This window comes from Enterobacter kobei (assembly GCF_001729765.1).
Lineage (GTDB): Bacteria > Pseudomonadota > Gammaproteobacteria > Enterobacterales > Enterobacteriaceae > Enterobacter > Enterobacter kobei.
The window spans coordinates 2,335,149-2,353,333 of record NZ_CP017181.1 but is presented as its reverse complement, the minus strand read 5'-3'; the positions used below and the strand labels follow the sequence as shown (position 1 = coordinate 2,353,333).

The window sequence follows — 18,185 nt, the reverse complement described above, 5'->3', positions numbered from 1 at the left end:
TTATTCACGAAACGAGAATACTATGGATTTAACCCAGCTTGAAATGTTTAACGCCGTCGCGCTGACGGGGAGCATCACCCAGGCGGCGCAGAAGGTGCATCGCGTTCCCTCGAACCTGACAACACGCATCCGCCAGCTGGAAGCCGATCTCGGCGTTGAGCTGTTTATTCGTGAGAACCAGCGTTTGCGGTTATCTCCCGCCGGGCATAACTTCCTGCGCTACAGCAGACAGATTCTGGCGCTGGTGGATGAAGCGCGCATGGTCGTCGCGGGGGATGAACCACAGGGGTTATTTGCTCTTGGCGCGCTGGAAAGCACCGCTGCCGTGCGCATCCCTGAATCGCTGGCGCAGTTTAACCAGCGTTATCCGCGCATCCAGTTTGCCCTCTCTACCGGCCCTTCCGGAACGATGATAGAGGGTGTACTGGAGGGAACGCTGAGCGCCGCCTTTGTTGACGGGCCGCTGTCACACCCGGAACTGGAGGGGATGCCGGTCTACAGGGAAGAGATGATGCTGGTCACGCCTGCCGGGCATACGGGGGTCACACGCGCCACGCAGGTGAGCGGCAGCGACGTTTATGCCTTTCGCGCCAACTGCTCATATCGCCGACATCTTGAGAGCTGGTTTCATGCAGACGGCGCGACGCCTGGCCGCATTCACGAGATGGAGTCCTATCACGGCATGCTCGCCTGCGTCATTGCGGGCGCGGGCATCGCGCTGATGCCGCGCTCCATGCTGGAAAGTATGCCAGGACATCATCAGATTGAGGCCTGGCCGCTGGCTGAAAACTGGCGCTGGCTTACCACCTGGCTGGTGTGGCGACGGGGGGCGATGACCCGCCAGCTGGAAGCGTTTATAGCGCTGCTAAACGAACGTCTTCAACCAGCGCCTTCTCCATAAACAGGCTAAGCGGGTCGTCAACATAGGGGGCAAATGCCGGGCGCAGTTCGTACCCGCACTGTTCATACAGACGAACCGCGGCGTGTTGTTTTATCCCTGTCTCCAGCCGTACCGTGTGGCAATGACGGCTCAGGGCCTCATCTTCCAGGGCAGCCAGCAGCCTCTCTCCCAGATGCTGTCCCCGGTGGGTCGGGTCAATATAGACCCGTTTCATCTCACCGGTTCCATCCCCGTTAAGCACGATGGCTCCACAGCCAACGGCCTGAAGCTGCTGGTCACGAATGATCATCAGGATAAGCGATGCGTCGGGCAGCGCTGAAAGATCGAGCAGATGATTGCTTTCTGCGGGATAGAGTTCGCTCTGATAGCGGTCAAGGGCTGCAATCAGTGTGAGGATGTCCGGATGACGAGCGGATTCAGAGGTAATGGAATACATGGCAGGCTCCTTGCTGTTTTTATTTTAAAATAGCGCAGCTCTGCCATGGTGCTTCATAGTATTAACTTATCGCGCTGCCCGGCTAGCGCAAAAAGATACGGCCTTTCAGATACAACGTGGCCTGACCGGCGATCAACACGCGATCGCCCTTCAGTTCACAGCGCAGATCGCCGCCACGATACGACACCTGACGTGCGTTCAGTGACGTTTTACCCAGCTTTTCGCTCCAGTAGGGGATCAACATGCTGTGCGTGGATCCGGTAACCGGATCTTCCGGCACCCCTTCGCCCGGGCAGAAAAAGCGGCTGACGAAGTCATAGTCTTCTCCAGGCGCCGTTACGCAGACCATTTTCCCCAGCGGAACCATTGCCGCGATATCCGGCGTGAGCGCCTCCACCTGCTGCTGGCTCTCCAGCACCACGATATAGTCTCGTCCGGCGCGTACCTCTTTCGCCTTTGTGATGCCCAGCGCGCTGAACAACGCTGCCGGGGGATTATCGACGGCCTCCGTCGGCCACGCAGGGAAATTCAGCGTCAGCCAGTCGCCGCTGCGCTTGACCGTCAGCTCGCCCACGAAGCGCGTGGTAAAGTGAATTTCGGTATGCGGATAATCCAGATATTCAAAAATCACGTGTGACGCCGCGAGGGTCGCGTGTCCGCACAGGTTAATTTCGTGCAGCGTGGTAAACCAGCGCAGTTCAAACCCGTCGTCGGTTCGCACAAAAAAGGCGGTCTCAGACTGATTATGCTGCTGCGCCATTTTAAGCAGCGTCTCATCGGGCAGCCACTCCTCCAGCGGGCAAACCGCCGCCGCATTACCGCCAAACGCCCTGTCGCTGAAGGCATCCACCAGATAAAAATCAATTTCCTGCATTGTCTCTCCCTCTCTTGTTATCAGTTTTTAGCGCAGATACACCGTGCCTTTCAGGTAGCACGACGCCTGACCGCTCATCAGCACCCGTTCCCCTCTCAGTTCACAACGCACGTCACCGCCCCGCGCCGACACCTGACGGGCAAACAGGGTCGTTTTGCCCAGTGTTTCACTCCAGTAGGGGATCAGCATCGTGTGCGCGGACCCGGTGACCGGATCTTCCGGGACGGAAACGCCCGGTGAGAAGAAGCGGCTGACAAAGTCATATTCCCCCTCGCCCGGTGCCGTCACGCTAACTTTGTGCTCACCCGGTGTCATCGCAGACAGGTTCGGCATAAGGGCTTCAACCTGCTGGCGGTTTTCCAGGACGATCACCCACGCGCGCCCTTTACGGGCGTCAACGTAGTGGCGGATACCCAGCGCCGCGATCATCTCTGGCGGTGGCGTCTCTTTATGTGTCGGACACGCCGGGAAATCCAGCGTCATCCACTCTCCCTCCCGGCTGACCGTCAGGCGGCCAGATGCGGTGTCGAAGTGGATCCGCGAGTCGGGGTAATCCAGTTCATGAAACAGGACGTACGCGGCGGCCAAAGTGGCATGCCCGCAGAGATTAACTTCGGTGAGCGTTGTAAACCAGCGTAGCTCAATGCCCCCTTTGCTGCAGACGAAAAAGGCCGTTTCCGATTGATTATGCTGTTGCGCCATTTTCAGTAGCGTTTCATCGGGTAACCATTCTTTCAGCGGACAAACCGCCGCCGGATTGCCACCAAACGAAGTATCGCTGAACGCATCTACCAGATAAAAATCAATCTCCTGCATTGTCTTACCGCCTGTTTTTGTTGTGTTGTTCTTTTATATTCAATGAAAACACCCTCCCCGGCTACCGCTTTCACAAGGTAAATATTGAGATCTGCGTCACATAATGGTTGAGTTTTCGCCGTTTGACGTTTTAAGATCGTCTCCTCTTCTTTCCAGCAACGAATCTCCGACATCCCTATGACAACGAACACAGTTTCCCGCAGGGTTGCGTGGCTACGCGTGGTCACGCTGGCCATTGCCGCGTTTATTTTCAACACCACAGAGTTTGTTCCGGTTGGGCTGTTGTCTGACATTGCCGACAGTTTCCAGATGGAAACGGCTCAGGTGGGCATTATGTTGACCATCTACGCCTGGGTGGTGGCGCTTATGTCATTGCCGTTTATGCTGCTGACCAGCCAGATGGAGCGGCGCAAACTGCTGATCGGTCTCTTCGTGTTGTTCATCGCCAGCCATGTTCTGTCGTTTATGGCGTGGAATTTTACGGTGCTGGTCATGAGCAGGATTGGCATTGCATTCGCCCATGCGGTGTTCTGGTCGATCACCGCGTCGCTGGCTATACGCCTGGCCCCGGCGGGTAAACGCGCCCAGGCGCTGAGCCTGATTGCCACCGGCACCGCGCTGGCGATGGTGCTGGGTCTGCCGATTGGCCGTATCGTGGGGCAATACTTCGGCTGGCGTACGACCTTCTTCGCGATCGGCATGGGGGCACTGGTTACGCTGGTGTGTCTGATTAAGCTGCTGCCCGCGCTGCCGAGCGAACACTCTGGCTCGCTGAAAAGCCTGCCGCTGTTGATGCGTCGCCCTGCGCTGCTGAGTATCTATCTGCTTACCGTAATCGTGGTGACCGCGCATTACACGGCGTACAGCTACATTGAACCGTTTGTTCAGGTGGTGGCAGGGTTTAGCGCCAATTTTGCCACCCTGTTACTGCTCATCCTCGGTGGTGCGGGCATTATCGGCAGCGTGCTGTTTGGCAAGCTGGGTAATCAGCATGCTTCCTTGCTTGTGAGCGGCGCCATTGGCCTGCTGCTCGCCTGCCTGCTGTTGCTGATGCCCGCCGCGGGCAGCGAAAACCATCTGGCGATCCTGAGCCTGTTCTGGGGCGTGGCGATCATGATCATCGGCCTTGGCATGCAGGTAAAAGTGCTGGCGCTGGCACCGGACGCGACGGACGTTGCCATGTCACTGTTCTCGGGGATATTTAATCTGGGCATCGGCGCGGGCGCGCTGGTGGGAAATCAGATTAGCCTTCATGTCTCGATGTCGGCGATTGGGTATCTGGGCGCTATTCCAGCCCTGGTCGCGCTTATCTGGTCAGTGCTCATCTTCCGCAAATGGCCGGTGGCGCTGGAGGAACAGAGTCAGCACGGGTGACGTTTGTTTGTGCCGGGTGGCGCTGCGCTTACCCGGCCTACAAGCCTGTAATAACCCAGGCCGGGTAAGGCGAAACCGCCACCCGGCAATCACCTCAGTGGTAAGTTTTAATAATCTCCAGCACGCCGTTAATAATAAACTGCACGCCCATACAGACCAGTAAGAAGCCCATCAGACGTGAAATAGCTTCGATACCGCCCTTGCCTACCCAGCGCATAATCGCACCGGAACTGCGCAGTGACCCCCACACAATGATCCCGATAATCGCAAAAATCAGCGGTGGCGCAACCGTCAGGACCCAGTCCGGGAAGGTGGCGCTATCACGGACCGTAGAGGCGGAACTGATGATCATCGCGATGCTACCCGGCCCCGCCGTGCTCGGCATAGCCAGCGGCACAAAGGCAATATTTGCACTCGGTTCGCTTTCCAGCTCTTCGGATTTGCTTTTGGCCTCCGGCGACTCATGCGCTTTCTGCGCCGGGAACAGCATGCGGAAACCGATAAAGGCGACAATGAGTCCCCCGGCGATGCGCAGGCCAGGGATGGAAATCCCGAAGGTGTTCATCACCACCTGTCCCGCATAGTAAGCCACCATCATGATGGCAAACACATAGACGGAAGCCATCATTGACTGATGGTTACGCTCGACGCTGTTCATATTCCCTGCCAGCCCGAGGAAAAGTGCCACCGTCGTTAACGGGTTTGCCAACGGCAGCAGCACCACCAGCCCAAGACTCACTGCTTTAATTAAATCCAACATAATGCATCGTCGTCCTTATCCATATTCATCCCCGCAAGTATAGGGGGAAAGTGTGACGTTAAGCCATCTGCGCAACGTAACGATTATTTTCCGTAAGTAAGGATAACCCTGAGTTATCTATATGATTTGAAAGCGTTCAAAAAAAGTTCATGAAACGTTTTAGCAATTCGTGGCATCGGCTGATTCATTCAGTTGACTTATACTTGCCTGAGCAATAATATCTGCCGTAACTAAACTACTTGCCAGGGCAACCATTGTGAAAAGCACCAGTGATATCTTTAACGACGTTGTTCCGCTGGGTCGTCTTATTCATATGGTTAACCAGAAAAAAGATCGCCTGCTCAATGACTATCTGTCACCGCTGGATATCACCGCAACACAGTTCAAAGTGCTGTGTTCCATTCGCTGCGAAGTGTGTATCACGCCGGTTGAGCTGAAAAAGGTGCTCTCTGTCGATCTGGGTGCGTTAACCCGCATGCTGGATCGTCTCGTCTGCAAAGGATGGGTAGAACGAAGCCCTAACCCGAATGACAAACGCGGCGTGCTGGTCAAGCTCACCTGCGATGGCGCGGCCATGTGCGAGCAATGTCATCAATTAGTAGGACAAACACTGCATCAGGAACTAACAAAAAACTTAACGGCAGATGAAGTGGCAACCCTTGAGCTTTTGCTGAAGAAAATACTGCCGTAAACAGAAAAGAGGTATGACGATGTCCAGACGCAATACTGACGCTATCACCATTCATAGCATTTTGGACTGGATCGAAGATAACCTGGAATCGCCGCTCTCCCTTGAAAAAGTGTCAGAGCGTTCAGGTTACTCCAAATGGCACCTGCAACGGATGTTCAAAAAAGAGACCGGCCATTCACTAGGTCAATATATTCGCAGTCGCAAGCTGACGGAAATTGCCCAGAAACTGAAAGAAAGCAATGAGCCGATCCTTTATCTGGCAGAGCGTTACGGATTTGAATCACAGCAAACCCTGACGCGTACGTTTAAGAACTATTTTGACGTGCCGCCTCATAAGTACCGAATCACCAGCGTACCCGGAGAATCCCGATACCTGTATCCGTTAAAACATTGTAGTTAATCATCGCCTGTAAAAGACGTAATCGAGGAAATCATGAAAGTTATCGCCTCCGCCGCCCTCGCCTTGCTGGTGCTGTTTTCCAGCCAGACCTTTGCGGAGCAAACCCCAGGTGCAACGCAGCAAAATAATCGTGGCACGATGATTTTGCCGTCAGCACATGACCAGTCACCCTATGATTTCAACCACATGGGGACTGGTAGCGACAAATCCGACGAATTAGGCGTGCCTTATTATAATCAGCACGGCTTCTGATTCGTTTTTGCCCCGCCACTGCGGGGCTTTTTTATGCTCTAGCCTCTGACGCGCGCCGCCCGCCGTACCCGCAAGCCAAACACGTTGATATACAGCCCCGCCATAATCAGCACTGCCCCCAGCAACTGCAGCGCGCTCAGCGTTTCATCCAGCAATAGCGCCGCACTGGCGAGCCCAACCACCGGCACCAGCAGAGACAGGGGCGCCACGCGCCAGGTTTCATAACGCCCCAGCAGCGAACCCCAGATCCCATAGCCCACAATCGTGGCGACAAAGGCCAGATAAATCAGAGAAAGGATCGTGGTCAAATCGATATCGACCAGGCTTCTCAGCATCACATCCGGGCCATCCAGAATAAACGACGCCGCCAGAAACGGGATGACCGGAATTAACGCGCTCCAGACCACCAGCGACATCACCTGCGGCCGCGCCGCGTGCTGCATAATCAGCTTGTTGAAGATATTCCCGCACGCCCAGCTCAGCCCCGCCGCCAGCGTAAGCATAAAGCCCAGCAGCGCCACATCCTGACCATTCAGGCTGGCTTCAATCAGCACCAGTACGCCAAACACCGCCAGCGTAATCCCCGCCAGCTGTTTGCCCTGCAAACGTTCGCCAAATACGAACGCACCGAGAATGATGGTAAAGAACGCCTGCGCCTGCAAAACCAGCGAGGCAAGACCGGCAGGCATACCAAACTTGATGGCGCAGAAGAGAAACGCGAACTGGCCAAAGCTGATGGTCAGGCCATAGCCCAGCAGTAATTTGAACGGGATTTTTGGACGCGCAACAAAAAAGATCGCCGGGAACGCCACTAACATGAAACGCAAACCGGCCAGCATAAGCGGGGGCATATTGTGCAATCCCAGCTTAATGACGACAAAATTGAGCCCCCATACTACGACCACCAGCAACGCCAGCAGTCCGTCTTTACGCGTCATACCCTGCCCCTGAATTATTAATAATTTGTTAACACTTCAAGGTAACAGAAAAAAGGACGCTGCGAGAAGATCATTAATTCTGGCAGGCAGCTGAAGCACTTACGGATAAACCAGGTGCTATACAAGCCCCTTATGTCATGGTAATCCTGTTAACACACCTCTAATAAAAGCATAAGCAACTGTCGGGCAGAAATATGAAACCATCTCTCAGGCGCTCAACCGCAGCGCTGCTGGCATCGTCATTGTTGTTAACCATCGGTCGGGGAGCGACGCTGCCGTTCATGACCATTTATCTCACGCGCGTCTACAACATGAGCGTCGAGAATATTGGTTATGCCCTGACGATTGCGCTGACCATCGGCGTGGTGTTCAGCCTGGGATTTGGCATTCTGGCGGATAAGTTTGATAAAAAACGCTACATGCTGATTGCGATCGTGGCGTTTATTGCCGGATTTGTCGCGATCCCGCTGGTGGATAACGTCACGCTGGTGGTGCTGTTCTTTTCCCTGATCAACTGCGCCTACTCCGTATTTTCGACGGTGCTGAAAGCCTGGTTCTCCGACGTGCTCACCTCAAGCCAAAAAGCGCGTGTTTTCTCGCTCAACTATAGCTTCCTGAACATTGGCTGGACGGTCGGCCCGCCCATCGGCACCCTGCTGGTGATGTACAGCTTACAGCTGCCCTTCTGGCTGGCCGCTTTTTGCGCCGCGCTGCCGCTCGCGTTTATCCATTTCTTTGTGCAAAAAAGCGTCGCGCTGGATACCGCCGAGGAAAAAATGCCCTGGCAGCCGTCGGTGTTGCTGAAAGACCGCGCCCTGTTCTGGTTCACCCTCTCCGGCCTGCTCGCGTCGTACGTGGGCGGATCGTTCGCCAGCTGCATTTCGCAGTATGTTCTGGCCGCCCACGCCGACAGCGATTTCGCGCAGAAGGTCGTCGCCGTGGTGCTGCCCGTTAACGCCGCCGTGGTGGTGACGCTGCAATACGCGCTTGGGCGCAAGATTTCCGCCAGCAATATTCGCCCCCTGATGACCGCCGCGACGCTGTTTTTTATCCTGGGGCTGGGTGGCTTTATGCTCTCCGGGGAGAATCTGATTTACTGGGGTATCGCTGCCGCGATCTTTACGCTGGGTGAGATTATTTATGCGCCGGGTGAATACATGCTGATCGACAACATCGCCCCGCCGGGGATGAAGGCAAGCTATTTCTCCGCACAGGCGCTGGGCTGGCTGGGCGCGGCCGCAAACCCGATGATCACCGGGATTATCCTGACCAACCTTCCGCACTGGTCGCTGTTTGTGATTATGATGGTCGCCATCGTCATTGCGTGGCTGATGATTTTGCGTGGGATGAGCGTGAAGGCGTGGTGCGAGTCACCCAAGGTAGCGTAGCAACTTGTAGGCCGGGTAAGGCGTAGCCGCCACCCGGCAATAAAGCATCAGTGGTGCAACATTTCTTCTACCACCTGCTCTTTGTACATCTCATTCGGATAATAGGTCGGCCAGTTATCCATCTCTTTCAGCAGCGCCTCGTGGGAGGTGTTGCCCATAAAAATATGGAAGTGCGAGGACGCTTTCGGCCCGATGGTATGGTCGCTGAACTGCACAAACTTCGGCGCCGTGCTGCTGGCATCCTGACACTCAAACAGATAGCGAACGCCTTTTTTGCCTGACGCATAGGTCAGAATTTTGTAGCCGCTGTAATTATAATGGCAACGGCTAACCGCTTTGCCCTTGTGGAACTCCATCACGTTATTTTCAATGCCAATGGCATCCACGTCCGTCGCATAGCCTTTACGATAATAGGCTTTCACCTCGTCGAAGGTTTTGCTTTTATCCTTCTGCGCTTTCTGTTTGAAGACCGGATCCAGCGATCCATCCAGCAGGAAAGGATAAACGGACTGCCAGGTACCGTCCCAGTCAGACAGCGCTCTGTCCTTCACGTCTTTATCCTCAAACACGCCGTTCGCCGCTTTCTGCTCCGCTTCGGTCATCTGATGACCGTGCGAGTGCGCTAACAGCTGGCCGCTGACCAGCAGCGCCCCCAGAGTCATGATCCATTTACCAAAATGTGCAGCCAAAATAACCCCCTCATTCCGTTTTATAAGAATGAGAATGTTATATTATAACATATCAAATCGCAACCAGCCCGCGAACGCCCTCCTGCGCCATGTTTTCCCCCCGTCCACGCTGGATAATGGTGCCGCGCGACATCAGGAGATAGCTGTCGGCCAGCTCGGCGGCAAAGTCGTAAAACTGCTCGACCAGCAGGATCGCCATATCGCCTCTGTTCGCCAGCGTGCGGATCACCTGGCCAATCTCTTTTATCACCGAAGGCTGAATGCCTTCCGTCGGTTCATCCAGAATCAGCAGCTGCGGGCGGCTTGCCAGCGCACGGCCAATCGCCAGTTGCTGCTGTTGTCCGCCGGAGAGATCGCCTCCGCGGCGGTGCTTCATCTCTTTGAGCACCGGGAAAAGCTGCCAGATCTCCTCCGGTACCTGCTTCGCCTCGCGGGCGGAAAAGCGCGACAGCCCCAGCAGAAGATTTTCTTCCACGGTCAGGCGCGGAAAAATCTCGCGTCCCTGTGGGACATACGCCACGCCAGACTGGACCCGCTGGTGCGGTTTGCTGTGGGTGATCGTCTTACCCTGCCAGATGACCTCCCCGGTTTTCGCCGGGATCAGCCCCATCAGACACTTCAGCAACGTCGTTTTCCCGACGCCGTTGCGCCCCAGCAGGCAGGTGACTTCTCCGGTGGCGGCCTCAAAACTGACGCCGCGCAGGATATGGCTTCCACCGTAATACTGATTCAGTTCGTTAACCTGTAACATCTTCTCTCCTTAGCGCCCCAGATAGACCTCAATCACCTGCTCGTTGGCCTGCACCTCGCGAAGCGAGCCTTCGGCCAGCACGCGCCCCTGATGCAATACCGTCACGTGGTCGGCAATGGTTTCGACAAAGCCCATGTCGTGCTCCACCACCATCAGGGAGTGCTTACCCGCCAGGGTTTTGAACAACTCGGCGGTGTATTCCGTCTCTGCGTCGGTCATCCCGGCGGCGGGTTCGTCCAGCAGCAACAGATGCGGATCCTGGACCAGCAGCATACCTATCTCCAGAAACTGCTTTTGCCCGTGCGACAGCAGCCCGGCGCGGCGATCGCGTTCGTTGCCAAGACGCAGTAAAACCAGCATCTCATCGATGCGATCGCGTTGCTCACCGTTGAGTTTTGCCCGCAGGCTCGCCCAGACGGATTTATCGGTTTTCATGGCGATCTCAAGGTTTTCCCACACCGTCAGCGCCTCAAAGACCGTGGGTTTCTGGAACTTTCGCCCGATCCCCTGACGGGCAATGGCCGCAGGCTCCAGCGCGGTCAGGTCGATCGATTGATCGTAAATAGCCCTCCCGCTTTTTGGTCGCGTTTTGCCGGTGATCACATCCATCAACGTGGTTTTACCGGCTCCGTTGGGGCCAATCACGCAGCGCAACTCGCCCACGCCGATATTCAGCGAGAGATCGGTCAGCGCCTGGAAACCGTCGAAATTGACGTTAATGGCCTCAAGCTGAAGCACCGGATCCGTCTGGTCACGGTAGCGGTCGCCGGGCAACTGGCGGGTAAATAATCCTTCCGTTGGCTGCATTATTTCTCTCCCTTACGAAACAGACCGTAGACACCGCGTGGTAAGAACAGCGTGACGGCGATAAAAATCAGCCCCAGGAACAGCTGCCAGTACTCCGGCATGGCGACGGTGAAAAAGCTCTTCGCCCCGTTCACCAGCGCCGCGCCAATCACCGGCCCCACCAGCGTGCCGCGCCCGCCCAGCGCCACCCAAATGGCGGCTTCTATCGAGTTCGTCGGTGACATTTCACCGGGGTTGATAATGCCCACCTGCGGAACATAGAGCGCCCCCGCCAGGCCACACAGCACCGCGGAGAGCGTCCAGACCAGCAGTTTGAACCCGCGCGGGTCGTAACCACAGAACGTCAGACGGTTTTCTGCGTCACGAACGGCGGTCAGGATTCGGCCAAATTTGCTTTTTGCCAGCGCAAATCCCGTCCCCAACGCCAGGAGCAGCAACAGTACGGTCGCCAGAAACAGTGCAATACGCGTGGAGGTTTCCGTCACCGAAAATCCGAGCAGCGTGGTAAAGCCGGTGAAACCGTTATTGCCGCCAAAACCGGTCTCGTTGCGAAAGAACAGCAACATCCCGGCATAGGTCAGCGCCTGGGTCATAATCGAGAAATAGACCCCTTTGATCTTCGAGCGGAAGGCAAACCAACCAAACACCAGCGCCAGCAGCCCCGGCACCATGACAATCAGCACCAGCGCCCAGGCGAAGTGTTGGGTGCCCCACCAGAACCACGGCAGCTCACTCCAGGAGAGAAATGACATAAACGCGGGCAGACCGTCACCCGCCGCCTGGCGCATCAGATACATGCCCATCGCATAACCGCCGAGTGCGAAAAAGATACCGTGCCCAAGAGACAGCATACCGGCATAGCCCCACACCAGATCGAGCGCCACCGCAACGATGGCATAGCAGAGGATCTTACCCGTCAGCGTCAGCATCCAGGTCGATAACGCCAGCGGATGCGTTGCAGGCAGTAAGGCGAAAAACGGTAATATCAGCAGACACGCCACCAGCAGGCTGCCTGCGATCTGCGTTGTGCGTGGCGCTTTGCGCGCCAGCGTTAAGGTAAGCGGCTGGCTCATCAGTCAATAACCCTCCCTTTCAGCGCAAATAACCCCTGAGGACGCTTCTGAATAAACAGCACGATCGCCACCAGAATCACGATCTTGCCCAGCACCGCGCCCATCTGTGGTTCAAGGATTTTATTGAAAATGCCCAGACCAAAGGCCGCGGCCACGCTCCCTGCAAGCTGGCCCACGCCACCGAGCACCACCACCAGGAACGAGTCGATGATGTATCCCTGGCCCAGCTCCGGTCCGACGTTACCCAACTGGGATAATGCCACGCCGCCTAACCCGGCAATGCCGGAGCCCAGCCCGAATGCGAGCATATCGACACGCCCTGTCGGCACCCCACAGCAGGCAGCCATGCTGCGGTTTTGCGTCACCGCGCGCACGTTGAGCCCCAGACGGGTTTTATTCAGAATCAGCCAGGTAAAGAACAGTACCAGCAGCACAAAACCCAGCACCACAATACGGTTCCACGGCAGCGTCAGGTTGGCGAAAACCTGTACCCCGCCGGAAAGCCATGCCGGGTTCGCCACCTCCAGGTTCTGGGCGCCAAACGTCATGCGCACCAGCTGGATAAGCATCAGGCTGATGCCCCACGTTGCCAGCAGCGTTTCCAACGGACGACCGTACAGATGACGGATCACGGTGCGCTCCAGCACCATTCCGATTGCCGCCGTCAGGCAGAACGCGACCGGTAAGGCGATAACCGGATAGAGCGCCAGCCACTGTGGCGCGAGGCTGGTCATGGCCTGCTGCACCATCCAGGTGGCATACGCGCCCAGCATCAGCATTTCACCGTGCGCCATATTGATGACGCCCAGCAGGCCGTAGGTGATAGCCAGCCCCAGCGCAGCCAGCAGCAGCACCGAACCGAGGGAAAGCCCCATAAACGCCTGACCCAGCAGATCGCCCCACATCAGGCGGTGCGTTATCTGGTTAAGGCTCTCTTCGGCAGCGGCGCGAACGCCGGCGTCCGGCTCGGTCTGCGCCTGGGTATACGGGGTGAGTCGGGACACCACGTCCGGATCGTCGGACTGGCCTAACAGTTCAGCAGCGTGGCGACGCACCTCCGCCTGCGGGCTTGCCAGCTGGAGATTCGCCACCGCCAGCAGCAGCGTCTGACGCGCTACCGCATCCGTTTCACGGTTTACCCGATTTTCCAGAAAAGCGAGCATCGCAGGTTGCGCATCTCGCTGCAGTTGACGGGCCGCCGCCCGCCTTTCCGTGACACTGTCACTGACCAGCTGATGCGTAGCGATAGCCGTGGCAGCAAGTACGCGCAGTCGGTTCGTCAGCCGTACCGCTTTGGTCTGCCCTTCAGTCGCCTTTGCTTCACCGAGGGGAACCATTCCGCCATTACGCTGCGCAAAAGCGTGCTTTTGGCTGTCGGTATACAGGTTTTCCTTTTGTAACGCCTGAAGCAGCGGCAGCCTGGCGGCATCCGGCGCGGCGGCCCACTGCGTCAGTAATTCCGCCTGCTGGGTGCGGCTGGCAGCAACGAAACGATCGGCATCCGATGCCTGCGCCATCCCTGGCAGCAGTCCGGTAAGCCATATAAGAGCGACGATCGTGCGCATGACGTTCATGGCTTGTCTCCCTGAGGTGATGGCTTAGTTGCTGGCGGTTTTCATCGGCTGGTCGGGCTTTTTGTCATTCCCGGCGATGAACGGACTCCACGGTTGTGCGCGGACCGGCTGTTCCGTCTGCCACACCACGTTGAACTGGCCGTTGCCTTCAATTTCACCGATCATGACCGGCTTATGCAGATGATGGTTGGTGGCATCCATGGTGAGCGTAAAGCCGGAAGGCGCTTTAAACGATTGGCCGGCCATTGCGGCACGCACTTTATCTGCGTCGGTCGTGCCCGCTTTTTCCACCGCCTGCGCCCACATATGGATCCCTACGTAAGTGGCTTCCATTGGGTCGTTGGTGACGACAGTGTCGGCATTCGGCAGTTTGTGTGCTTTCGCATAGGCTTTGTAATCCGCCACGAAGGCCTGGTTAGTGGGGTTGTCCACGGACTCAAAATAGTTCCACGCCGCCAGGTTACCCACCAGCGGTTTGGTGTCGATACCGCGCAGCTCTTCCTCACCGACGGAGAACGCCACTACCGGCACGTCGGTTGCTTTCAGCCCCTGGTTTGCCAGCTCTTTATAGAACGGCACGTTGGAATCGCCATTGATGGTCGAGACCACGGCAGTTTTGCCGCCTGCGGAGAATTTCTTGATGTTGGCGACAATCGTCTGGTAGTCGCTATGACCAAATGGGGTGTAAACCTCTTCGATGTCCTTATCCTCAACGCCTTTCGAATGCAGGAACGCGCGCAGGATCTTGTTGGTGGTGCGCGGGTAGACGTAGTCGGTGCCCAAGAGGAAGAAGCGTTTCGCCGCGCCGCCGTCTTCGCTCATCAGGTATTCCACCGCCGGGATGGCCTGCTGGTTCGGTGCGGCACCGGTATAAAAGACGTTGGGTGACATTTCTTCACCCTCATACTGCACCGGATAGAACAGCAGGCCGTTCAGTTCCTCAAAGACAGGCAGCACCGATTTACGCGAAACGGAGGTCCAGCAGCCAAACACCACCGCGACTTTATCCTGGCTCAGCAGCTGACGCGCTTTCTCGGCAAACAGCGGCCAGTTTGAAGCGGGATCCACCACTACCGGCTCCAGTTTTTTCCCCAGTACGCCCCCTTTGGCGTTGATCTCGTCAATGGTCATCAGCGCGACATCTTTCAGCGGGGTTTCGGAGATGGCCATCGTGCCGGACAAAGAATGCATGATCCCCACTTTGATGGTATCGGCCGCCTGCACACCAAAACTCATTCCCATCGCCACGACGGACGCGGATAACGCAAAGGCTTTTAATAAGGTACGACGCTGCATATTTTCACTCCTGAAAAAGAACGCTGTGCAAAAACGTCCGTTACGGCATGGACGCGGAAAAAAAATGTGTCAGCGAAGCAGGAGCAAAAAGGATGCCAGAATGAACATTGCGCTATGGCGGGAGATTGAACGCGGGATGTAAAGAGAACGACTCAGAATGGCACAGCGCTGCACTTTTATAATGCAGCGCTAGGGCGGTGTTTTTACCAGACTTCACTGGCGATCTGTGTCACCAGACGGACTTTGTCCCACTGCTGAGTTTCACTCAGGCTGTTACCCTCTTCGGTCGAGGCAAAGCCGCACTGCGGGCTGAGGCAGATCTGCTCTTTGGCCACGTATTTTGCCGCCTCTTCCAGACGGGCTTTAACCCCTTCCGGGTTCTCCAGCTCTCCGTTTTTGGTGGTTATCAGACCCAGCACCACCTGCTGCTTGCCCGGGCGAATAAAGCGCAGTGGCGCAAAATCACCGCTGCGGTCGTTATCATATTCCAGGAAGAAGGCATCTACGTTCACCGTACCGAACAGCACTTCCGCAACCGGCTCGTATCCCCCTTCCGAAATCCAGGTTGAACGGAAGTTGCCGCGGCAGACATGCAGCCCGATGGTCAGATCGTCCGGTTTACCTTCCAGCGCCTTGTTCAGCACGCGGGCGTAGATCTGCGCCAGCTCATCGGCATCATCGCCGCGCTCGCGGATCTGACGACGCTGATCGTCCGAACAGAGGTAAGCCCAGACGGTGTCGTCAAGTTGCAGGTAAAGGCAGCCTGCATCATAGAAGGCCCGGATAGCGTCGCGCCAGGTGGTCGCCAGATCGTCAAAATAGACGTTCAGGTCCGGGTAAACCGTCGCGTCGATATCTTTGCGGCCGCCGCGGAAATGAAGCACGCTTGGGCTGGGAATGGTCATCTTCGGCTGCGCATTACCGCTGATGCTTTTCAGATAGCGGAAATCGTCCAGCATCGGATGATCGCCAAAGCCCAGCTTGCCGGTGACGCGCACGCCGTGGGCTTTGGTCTGTACCCCGTTGAACTGAATACCCTGCTGCGAATCGTAACGCTCAACCCCCTGCAGGCCATCGAAGAAATCGAAGTGCCACCAGGCACGGCGAAATTCACCGTCGGTCACCACATGCAGACCGCACGCACACTGCTGCTCGACGACGTGGCGAATGGCATCGTCCTCCACCGCGCGAAGCTGTGCGGCATCTATCTCACCGCTGGCGAACTTCAGGCGGGCCTGTTTAATGGCATCCGGACGTAAAAAACTGCCTACTACATCGGCGCGGTATGGGGCGTGCTGTCGTTGCATGGAAATCTCCTCTGTCTGACGGTAATAATTGCCGGCAGTGATAATTCATTATTTGAATCTTTAGACTTCTGGATGTCTAAATGTCCAAAAAAGATGTCATACCTCACCGGCTCCGGCAAACGAGAAAATTTCACGGGTGTTGAAAAAAATTCATCTTCACAGGGCGGAAACGGATCCCTGACTGGCAAACGCGTAGCGTTCATCTTCCCAGCCAGTGATCCCGCCCAGCATGATTTTGACCGGCAACCCGAGTCGCGCCAGCTTCAGCGCAGCCCTGTCCGCGCCGTTACAGTGCGGCCCCGCGCAGTAAACGACAAACAGCGTGCCGTCCGGCCACCGGGCCATGCGTTCAGCAGTAATCTGGCTCCACGGCATGTGCAGTGCGCCGGGGACATGACGACGGGCGAATTGTTCCGCACTCCCTACCACATGCAGCAGCACGAAGTCCTGCTGATGACTGGCGATGGCATGATGCACATCGGCACAGTCGGTTTCGACACTCAGGCGACGCAGAAAATGGGTAACGGCTTCCTGCGGCTCGGCAGCCGGAAATTCAGTAACATAGCTCATGATCCTTCCTCATCTTTGGCGTTTGTGTTAACACTACTCTATCCACAAATTCAGCCCATGAATGCGCTTGCTTATGCCAGAAAACAGCAAAAAGATGACAAACTTAAGACAGGTTTCCCGCCCTCAGGTGGTGGTGCTGGCGTATGACGGCCTCTGTACCTTTGAGTTTGGCGTGGCGGTTGAGATTTTTGGCCTGCCACGTCCTGAGCTGGGCGACGCCTGGTATCGCTTTGCTGTGGCAGGTGTGGATAGCGGAGAATTGCGGGCGACGGGCGGGATCCGCATGGTGACTGATGGTGATTTGAGCCTGCTTGAGTCTGCGGATCTGATCGTGGTTCCCGGCTGGCGGGGGCTGGACGCGCCGGTTCCCAGGGCCCTGTGCGACGCATTGAGTGAGGCCAGCGCTCGTGGATGCCAGCTGCTGTCCATCTGCTCGGGTGTGTTTGTGCTGGCCGCAACGGGACTGTTGAACGGGCGCAAAGCCACAACCCACTGGCGCTACATTGAGGCGCTTAAAGCCCGCTACCCTGACATCGACGTGGTTGAAGACGTACTCTATCAGGACGAGGGGGATATTCTGACTTCTGCTGGTAGCGCGGCGGGCATCGATCTCTGTCTGCACGTCGTCCGCCGGGATTATGGCATGGAAATCGCCAACAGCGTGGCGCGTCGGCTGGTTATTCCTCCCCACCGGGATGGTTCGCAGCCGCAACAGCTGAGCCGCCCGGTGGCACAGCTACGGGAGAGCCAGCGTCTGGGACAGCTGTTTGATTTCCTGCACAACCATCTCGTTGAACCGCACAGCGTCGACTCGCTGGCGCGTCGGGTGGGCATGAGCCAGCGTACCTTCCTTCGTCGCTTCGAGGCGGCAACGGGAACGACACCGTCGCGCTGGCTGATCAATGAGCGTCTGTTGAGAGCAAAAGATTACCTGGAAAGCAGTCGGTTGAGCATCGACAGCATCGCTGAACAGACCGGTTTTGGACAGGCGGCGACGTTGCGCCATCACTTTCGTCAGCAATTTGCCCTTTCGCCGGCCCAGTACCGCAAGCAATTTTCGCGTCCAGGTCCTGCCCGCTGAGGGATCCCCACAACATAATACCGACACAGACGCCCCTCTCCCTGAGGGAGAGGGCTGGGATGAGGGGCGCATACGCGAAATGGCAAAAAAAAACCGCCATTATCTGGCGGTAAATGCTTGCATGGATAGATTTGTATTTTGGTCTCTACGTCCCCGACGCTCCATGGTCGGGCTGCGGATCCCTTACAAACTAACACTGATTAACTT

The 18,185-nt window shown here is 56.6% G+C and carries 20 protein-coding genes; 7 read left to right on the top strand and 13 right to left on the bottom strand.

Annotated features, from left to right (window positions below; translation table 11 throughout):
- Positions 1-22: 22 nt before the first annotated feature.
- On the top strand, positions 23-901 hold the full coding sequence (gene ptrR, locus BFV64_RS11395) for a putrescine utilization regulator PtrR (RefSeq protein ID WP_069602090.1): 879 nt from the start codon (positions 23-25) through the stop codon (positions 899-901).
- Here ptrR and BFV64_RS11390 read toward each other — a convergent pair.
- The 3 genes from BFV64_RS11390 to BFV64_RS11380 all read right to left on the bottom strand — a co-directional run bounded on the left by BFV64_RS11390 (position 855) and on the right by BFV64_RS11380 (position 3,027).
- Positions 855-1,337 carry a GNAT family N-acetyltransferase gene (locus BFV64_RS11390; RefSeq protein WP_023330415.1) on the bottom strand — a complete coding sequence of 161 codons (483 nt, stop codon included), beginning with the start codon at positions 1,335-1,337 and terminating at the stop codon, positions 855-857. The genes ptrR and BFV64_RS11390 overlap by 47 nt on opposite strands.
- 82 nt (positions 1,338-1,419) lie before the next feature.
- Positions 1,420-2,211, bottom strand: coding sequence for a PhzF family phenazine biosynthesis protein (locus tag BFV64_RS11385; RefSeq protein WP_023330414.1), 792 nt, complete (start codon positions 2,209-2,211; stop codon positions 1,420-1,422).
- Between the two features lie 27 nt (positions 2,212-2,238).
- Entirely contained in the window at positions 2,239-3,027 is a 789-nt protein-coding gene (locus BFV64_RS11380; protein ID WP_023337288.1) for a PhzF family phenazine biosynthesis protein, read from the bottom strand.
- A 177-nt stretch (positions 3,028-3,204) separates the two neighbouring features.
- Between BFV64_RS11380 and BFV64_RS11375 the strand changes: the two genes are divergently transcribed.
- Positions 3,205-4,401 (top strand): sugar transporter, encoded by a 1,197-nt coding sequence (locus BFV64_RS11375; RefSeq protein ID WP_014883827.1) that lies wholly within the window; start codon positions 3,205-3,207, stop codon positions 4,399-4,401.
- 94 nt (positions 4,402-4,495) lie between these two features.
- On the opposite strand, the gene BFV64_RS11370 is transcribed toward BFV64_RS11375, so the two are convergent.
- Positions 4,496-5,161, bottom strand: a complete 666-nt coding sequence (locus tag BFV64_RS11370) for a MarC family NAAT transporter (protein WP_069602089.1) — start codon at positions 5,159-5,161, stop codon at positions 4,496-4,498.
- A 256-nt stretch (positions 5,162-5,417) separates the two neighbouring features.
- Here BFV64_RS11370 and marR point away from each other — a divergent pair, with 256 nt between their 5' ends.
- The 3 genes from marR to marB are packed head-to-tail and all read left to right on the top strand — an operon-like array spanning position 5,418 to position 6,504.
- Positions 5,418-5,852 (top strand): multiple antibiotic resistance transcriptional regulator MarR, encoded by a 435-nt coding sequence (gene marR / locus BFV64_RS11365; RefSeq protein ID WP_014883825.1) that lies wholly within the window; start codon positions 5,418-5,420, stop codon positions 5,850-5,852.
- Between the two features lie 19 nt (positions 5,853-5,871).
- Positions 5,872-6,252 carry an MDR efflux pump AcrAB transcriptional activator MarA gene (marA, locus tag BFV64_RS11360; RefSeq protein ID WP_008502237.1) on the top strand — a complete coding sequence of 127 codons (381 nt, stop codon included), beginning with the start codon at positions 5,872-5,874 and terminating at the stop codon, positions 6,250-6,252.
- 33 nt (positions 6,253-6,285) lie between these two features.
- On the top strand, positions 6,286-6,504 hold the full coding sequence (marB, locus tag BFV64_RS11355) for a multiple antibiotic resistance protein MarB (protein ID WP_014883824.1): 219 nt from the start codon (positions 6,286-6,288) through the stop codon (positions 6,502-6,504).
- Positions 6,505-6,542: 38 nt separating this feature from the next.
- On the opposite strand, the gene eamA is transcribed toward marB, so the two are convergent.
- Positions 6,543-7,442, bottom strand: coding sequence for an O-acetylserine/cysteine exporter (gene eamA / locus BFV64_RS11350; RefSeq protein ID WP_014883823.1), 900 nt, complete (start codon positions 7,440-7,442; stop codon positions 6,543-6,545).
- Positions 7,443-7,636: 194 nt separating this feature from the next.
- On the opposite strand from eamA, the gene ydeE reads away from it, so the two are divergent.
- Positions 7,637-8,830 (top strand): efflux MFS transporter YdeE, encoded by a 1,194-nt coding sequence (gene ydeE / locus BFV64_RS11345; RefSeq protein WP_014883822.1) that lies wholly within the window; start codon positions 7,637-7,639, stop codon positions 8,828-8,830.
- 47 nt (positions 8,831-8,877) lie between these two features.
- Here ydeE and zinT read toward each other — a convergent pair whose 3' ends face one another.
- From zinT to BFV64_RS11305, 8 genes are all read right to left on the bottom strand, one after another.
- Entirely contained in the window at positions 8,878-9,519 is a 642-nt protein-coding gene (zinT, locus tag BFV64_RS11340) for a metal-binding protein ZinT (protein ID WP_023330409.1), read from the bottom strand.
- Between the two features lie 52 nt (positions 9,520-9,571).
- Positions 9,572-10,270, bottom strand: a complete 699-nt coding sequence (gene urtE, locus BFV64_RS11335; RefSeq protein WP_014883820.1) for an urea ABC transporter ATP-binding subunit UrtE — start codon at positions 10,268-10,270, stop codon at positions 9,572-9,574.
- A gap of 9 nt (positions 10,271-10,279) precedes the next feature.
- A complete protein-coding gene (gene urtD / locus BFV64_RS11330) occupies positions 10,280-11,077 on the bottom strand; it encodes an urea ABC transporter ATP-binding protein UrtD (RefSeq protein WP_023330407.1) in 798 nt (265 codons plus the stop codon).
- Entirely contained in the window at positions 11,077-12,150 is a 1,074-nt protein-coding gene (gene urtC, locus BFV64_RS11325) for an urea ABC transporter permease subunit UrtC (RefSeq protein WP_023330406.1), read from the bottom strand. The genes urtD and urtC overlap by 1 nt, the downstream gene beginning before the upstream one ends.
- Positions 12,150-13,724 (bottom strand): urea ABC transporter permease subunit UrtB, encoded by a 1,575-nt coding sequence (urtB, locus tag BFV64_RS11320; protein WP_047344234.1) that lies wholly within the window; start codon positions 13,722-13,724, stop codon positions 12,150-12,152. Before urtB ends, urtC begins: the two co-directional genes overlap by 1 nt.
- A gap of 24 nt (positions 13,725-13,748) precedes the next feature.
- The gene (gene urtA, locus BFV64_RS11315; protein ID WP_048996996.1) at positions 13,749-15,020 is read right to left on the bottom strand and encodes an urea ABC transporter substrate-binding protein; all 1,272 of its coding nucleotides are present in this window, start codon (positions 15,018-15,020) and stop codon (positions 13,749-13,751) included.
- A 203-nt stretch (positions 15,021-15,223) separates the two neighbouring features.
- A complete protein-coding gene (locus tag BFV64_RS11310; RefSeq protein ID WP_069602088.1) occupies positions 15,224-16,327 on the bottom strand; it encodes a cobalamin-independent methionine synthase II family protein in 1,104 nt (367 codons plus the stop codon).
- Positions 16,328-16,483: 156 nt separating this feature from the next.
- Entirely contained in the window at positions 16,484-16,897 is a 414-nt protein-coding gene (locus BFV64_RS11305; RefSeq protein ID WP_063434402.1) for a rhodanese-like domain-containing protein, read from the bottom strand.
- 73 nt (positions 16,898-16,970) lie between these two features.
- On the opposite strand from BFV64_RS11305, the gene ftrA reads away from it, so the two are divergent.
- Positions 16,971-17,978 carry a transcriptional regulator FtrA gene (gene ftrA / locus BFV64_RS11300; protein ID WP_063434403.1) on the top strand — a complete coding sequence of 336 codons (1,008 nt, stop codon included), beginning with the start codon at positions 16,971-16,973 and terminating at the stop codon, positions 17,976-17,978.
- The last annotated feature ends 207 nt before the right edge of the window (positions 17,979-18,185 follow it).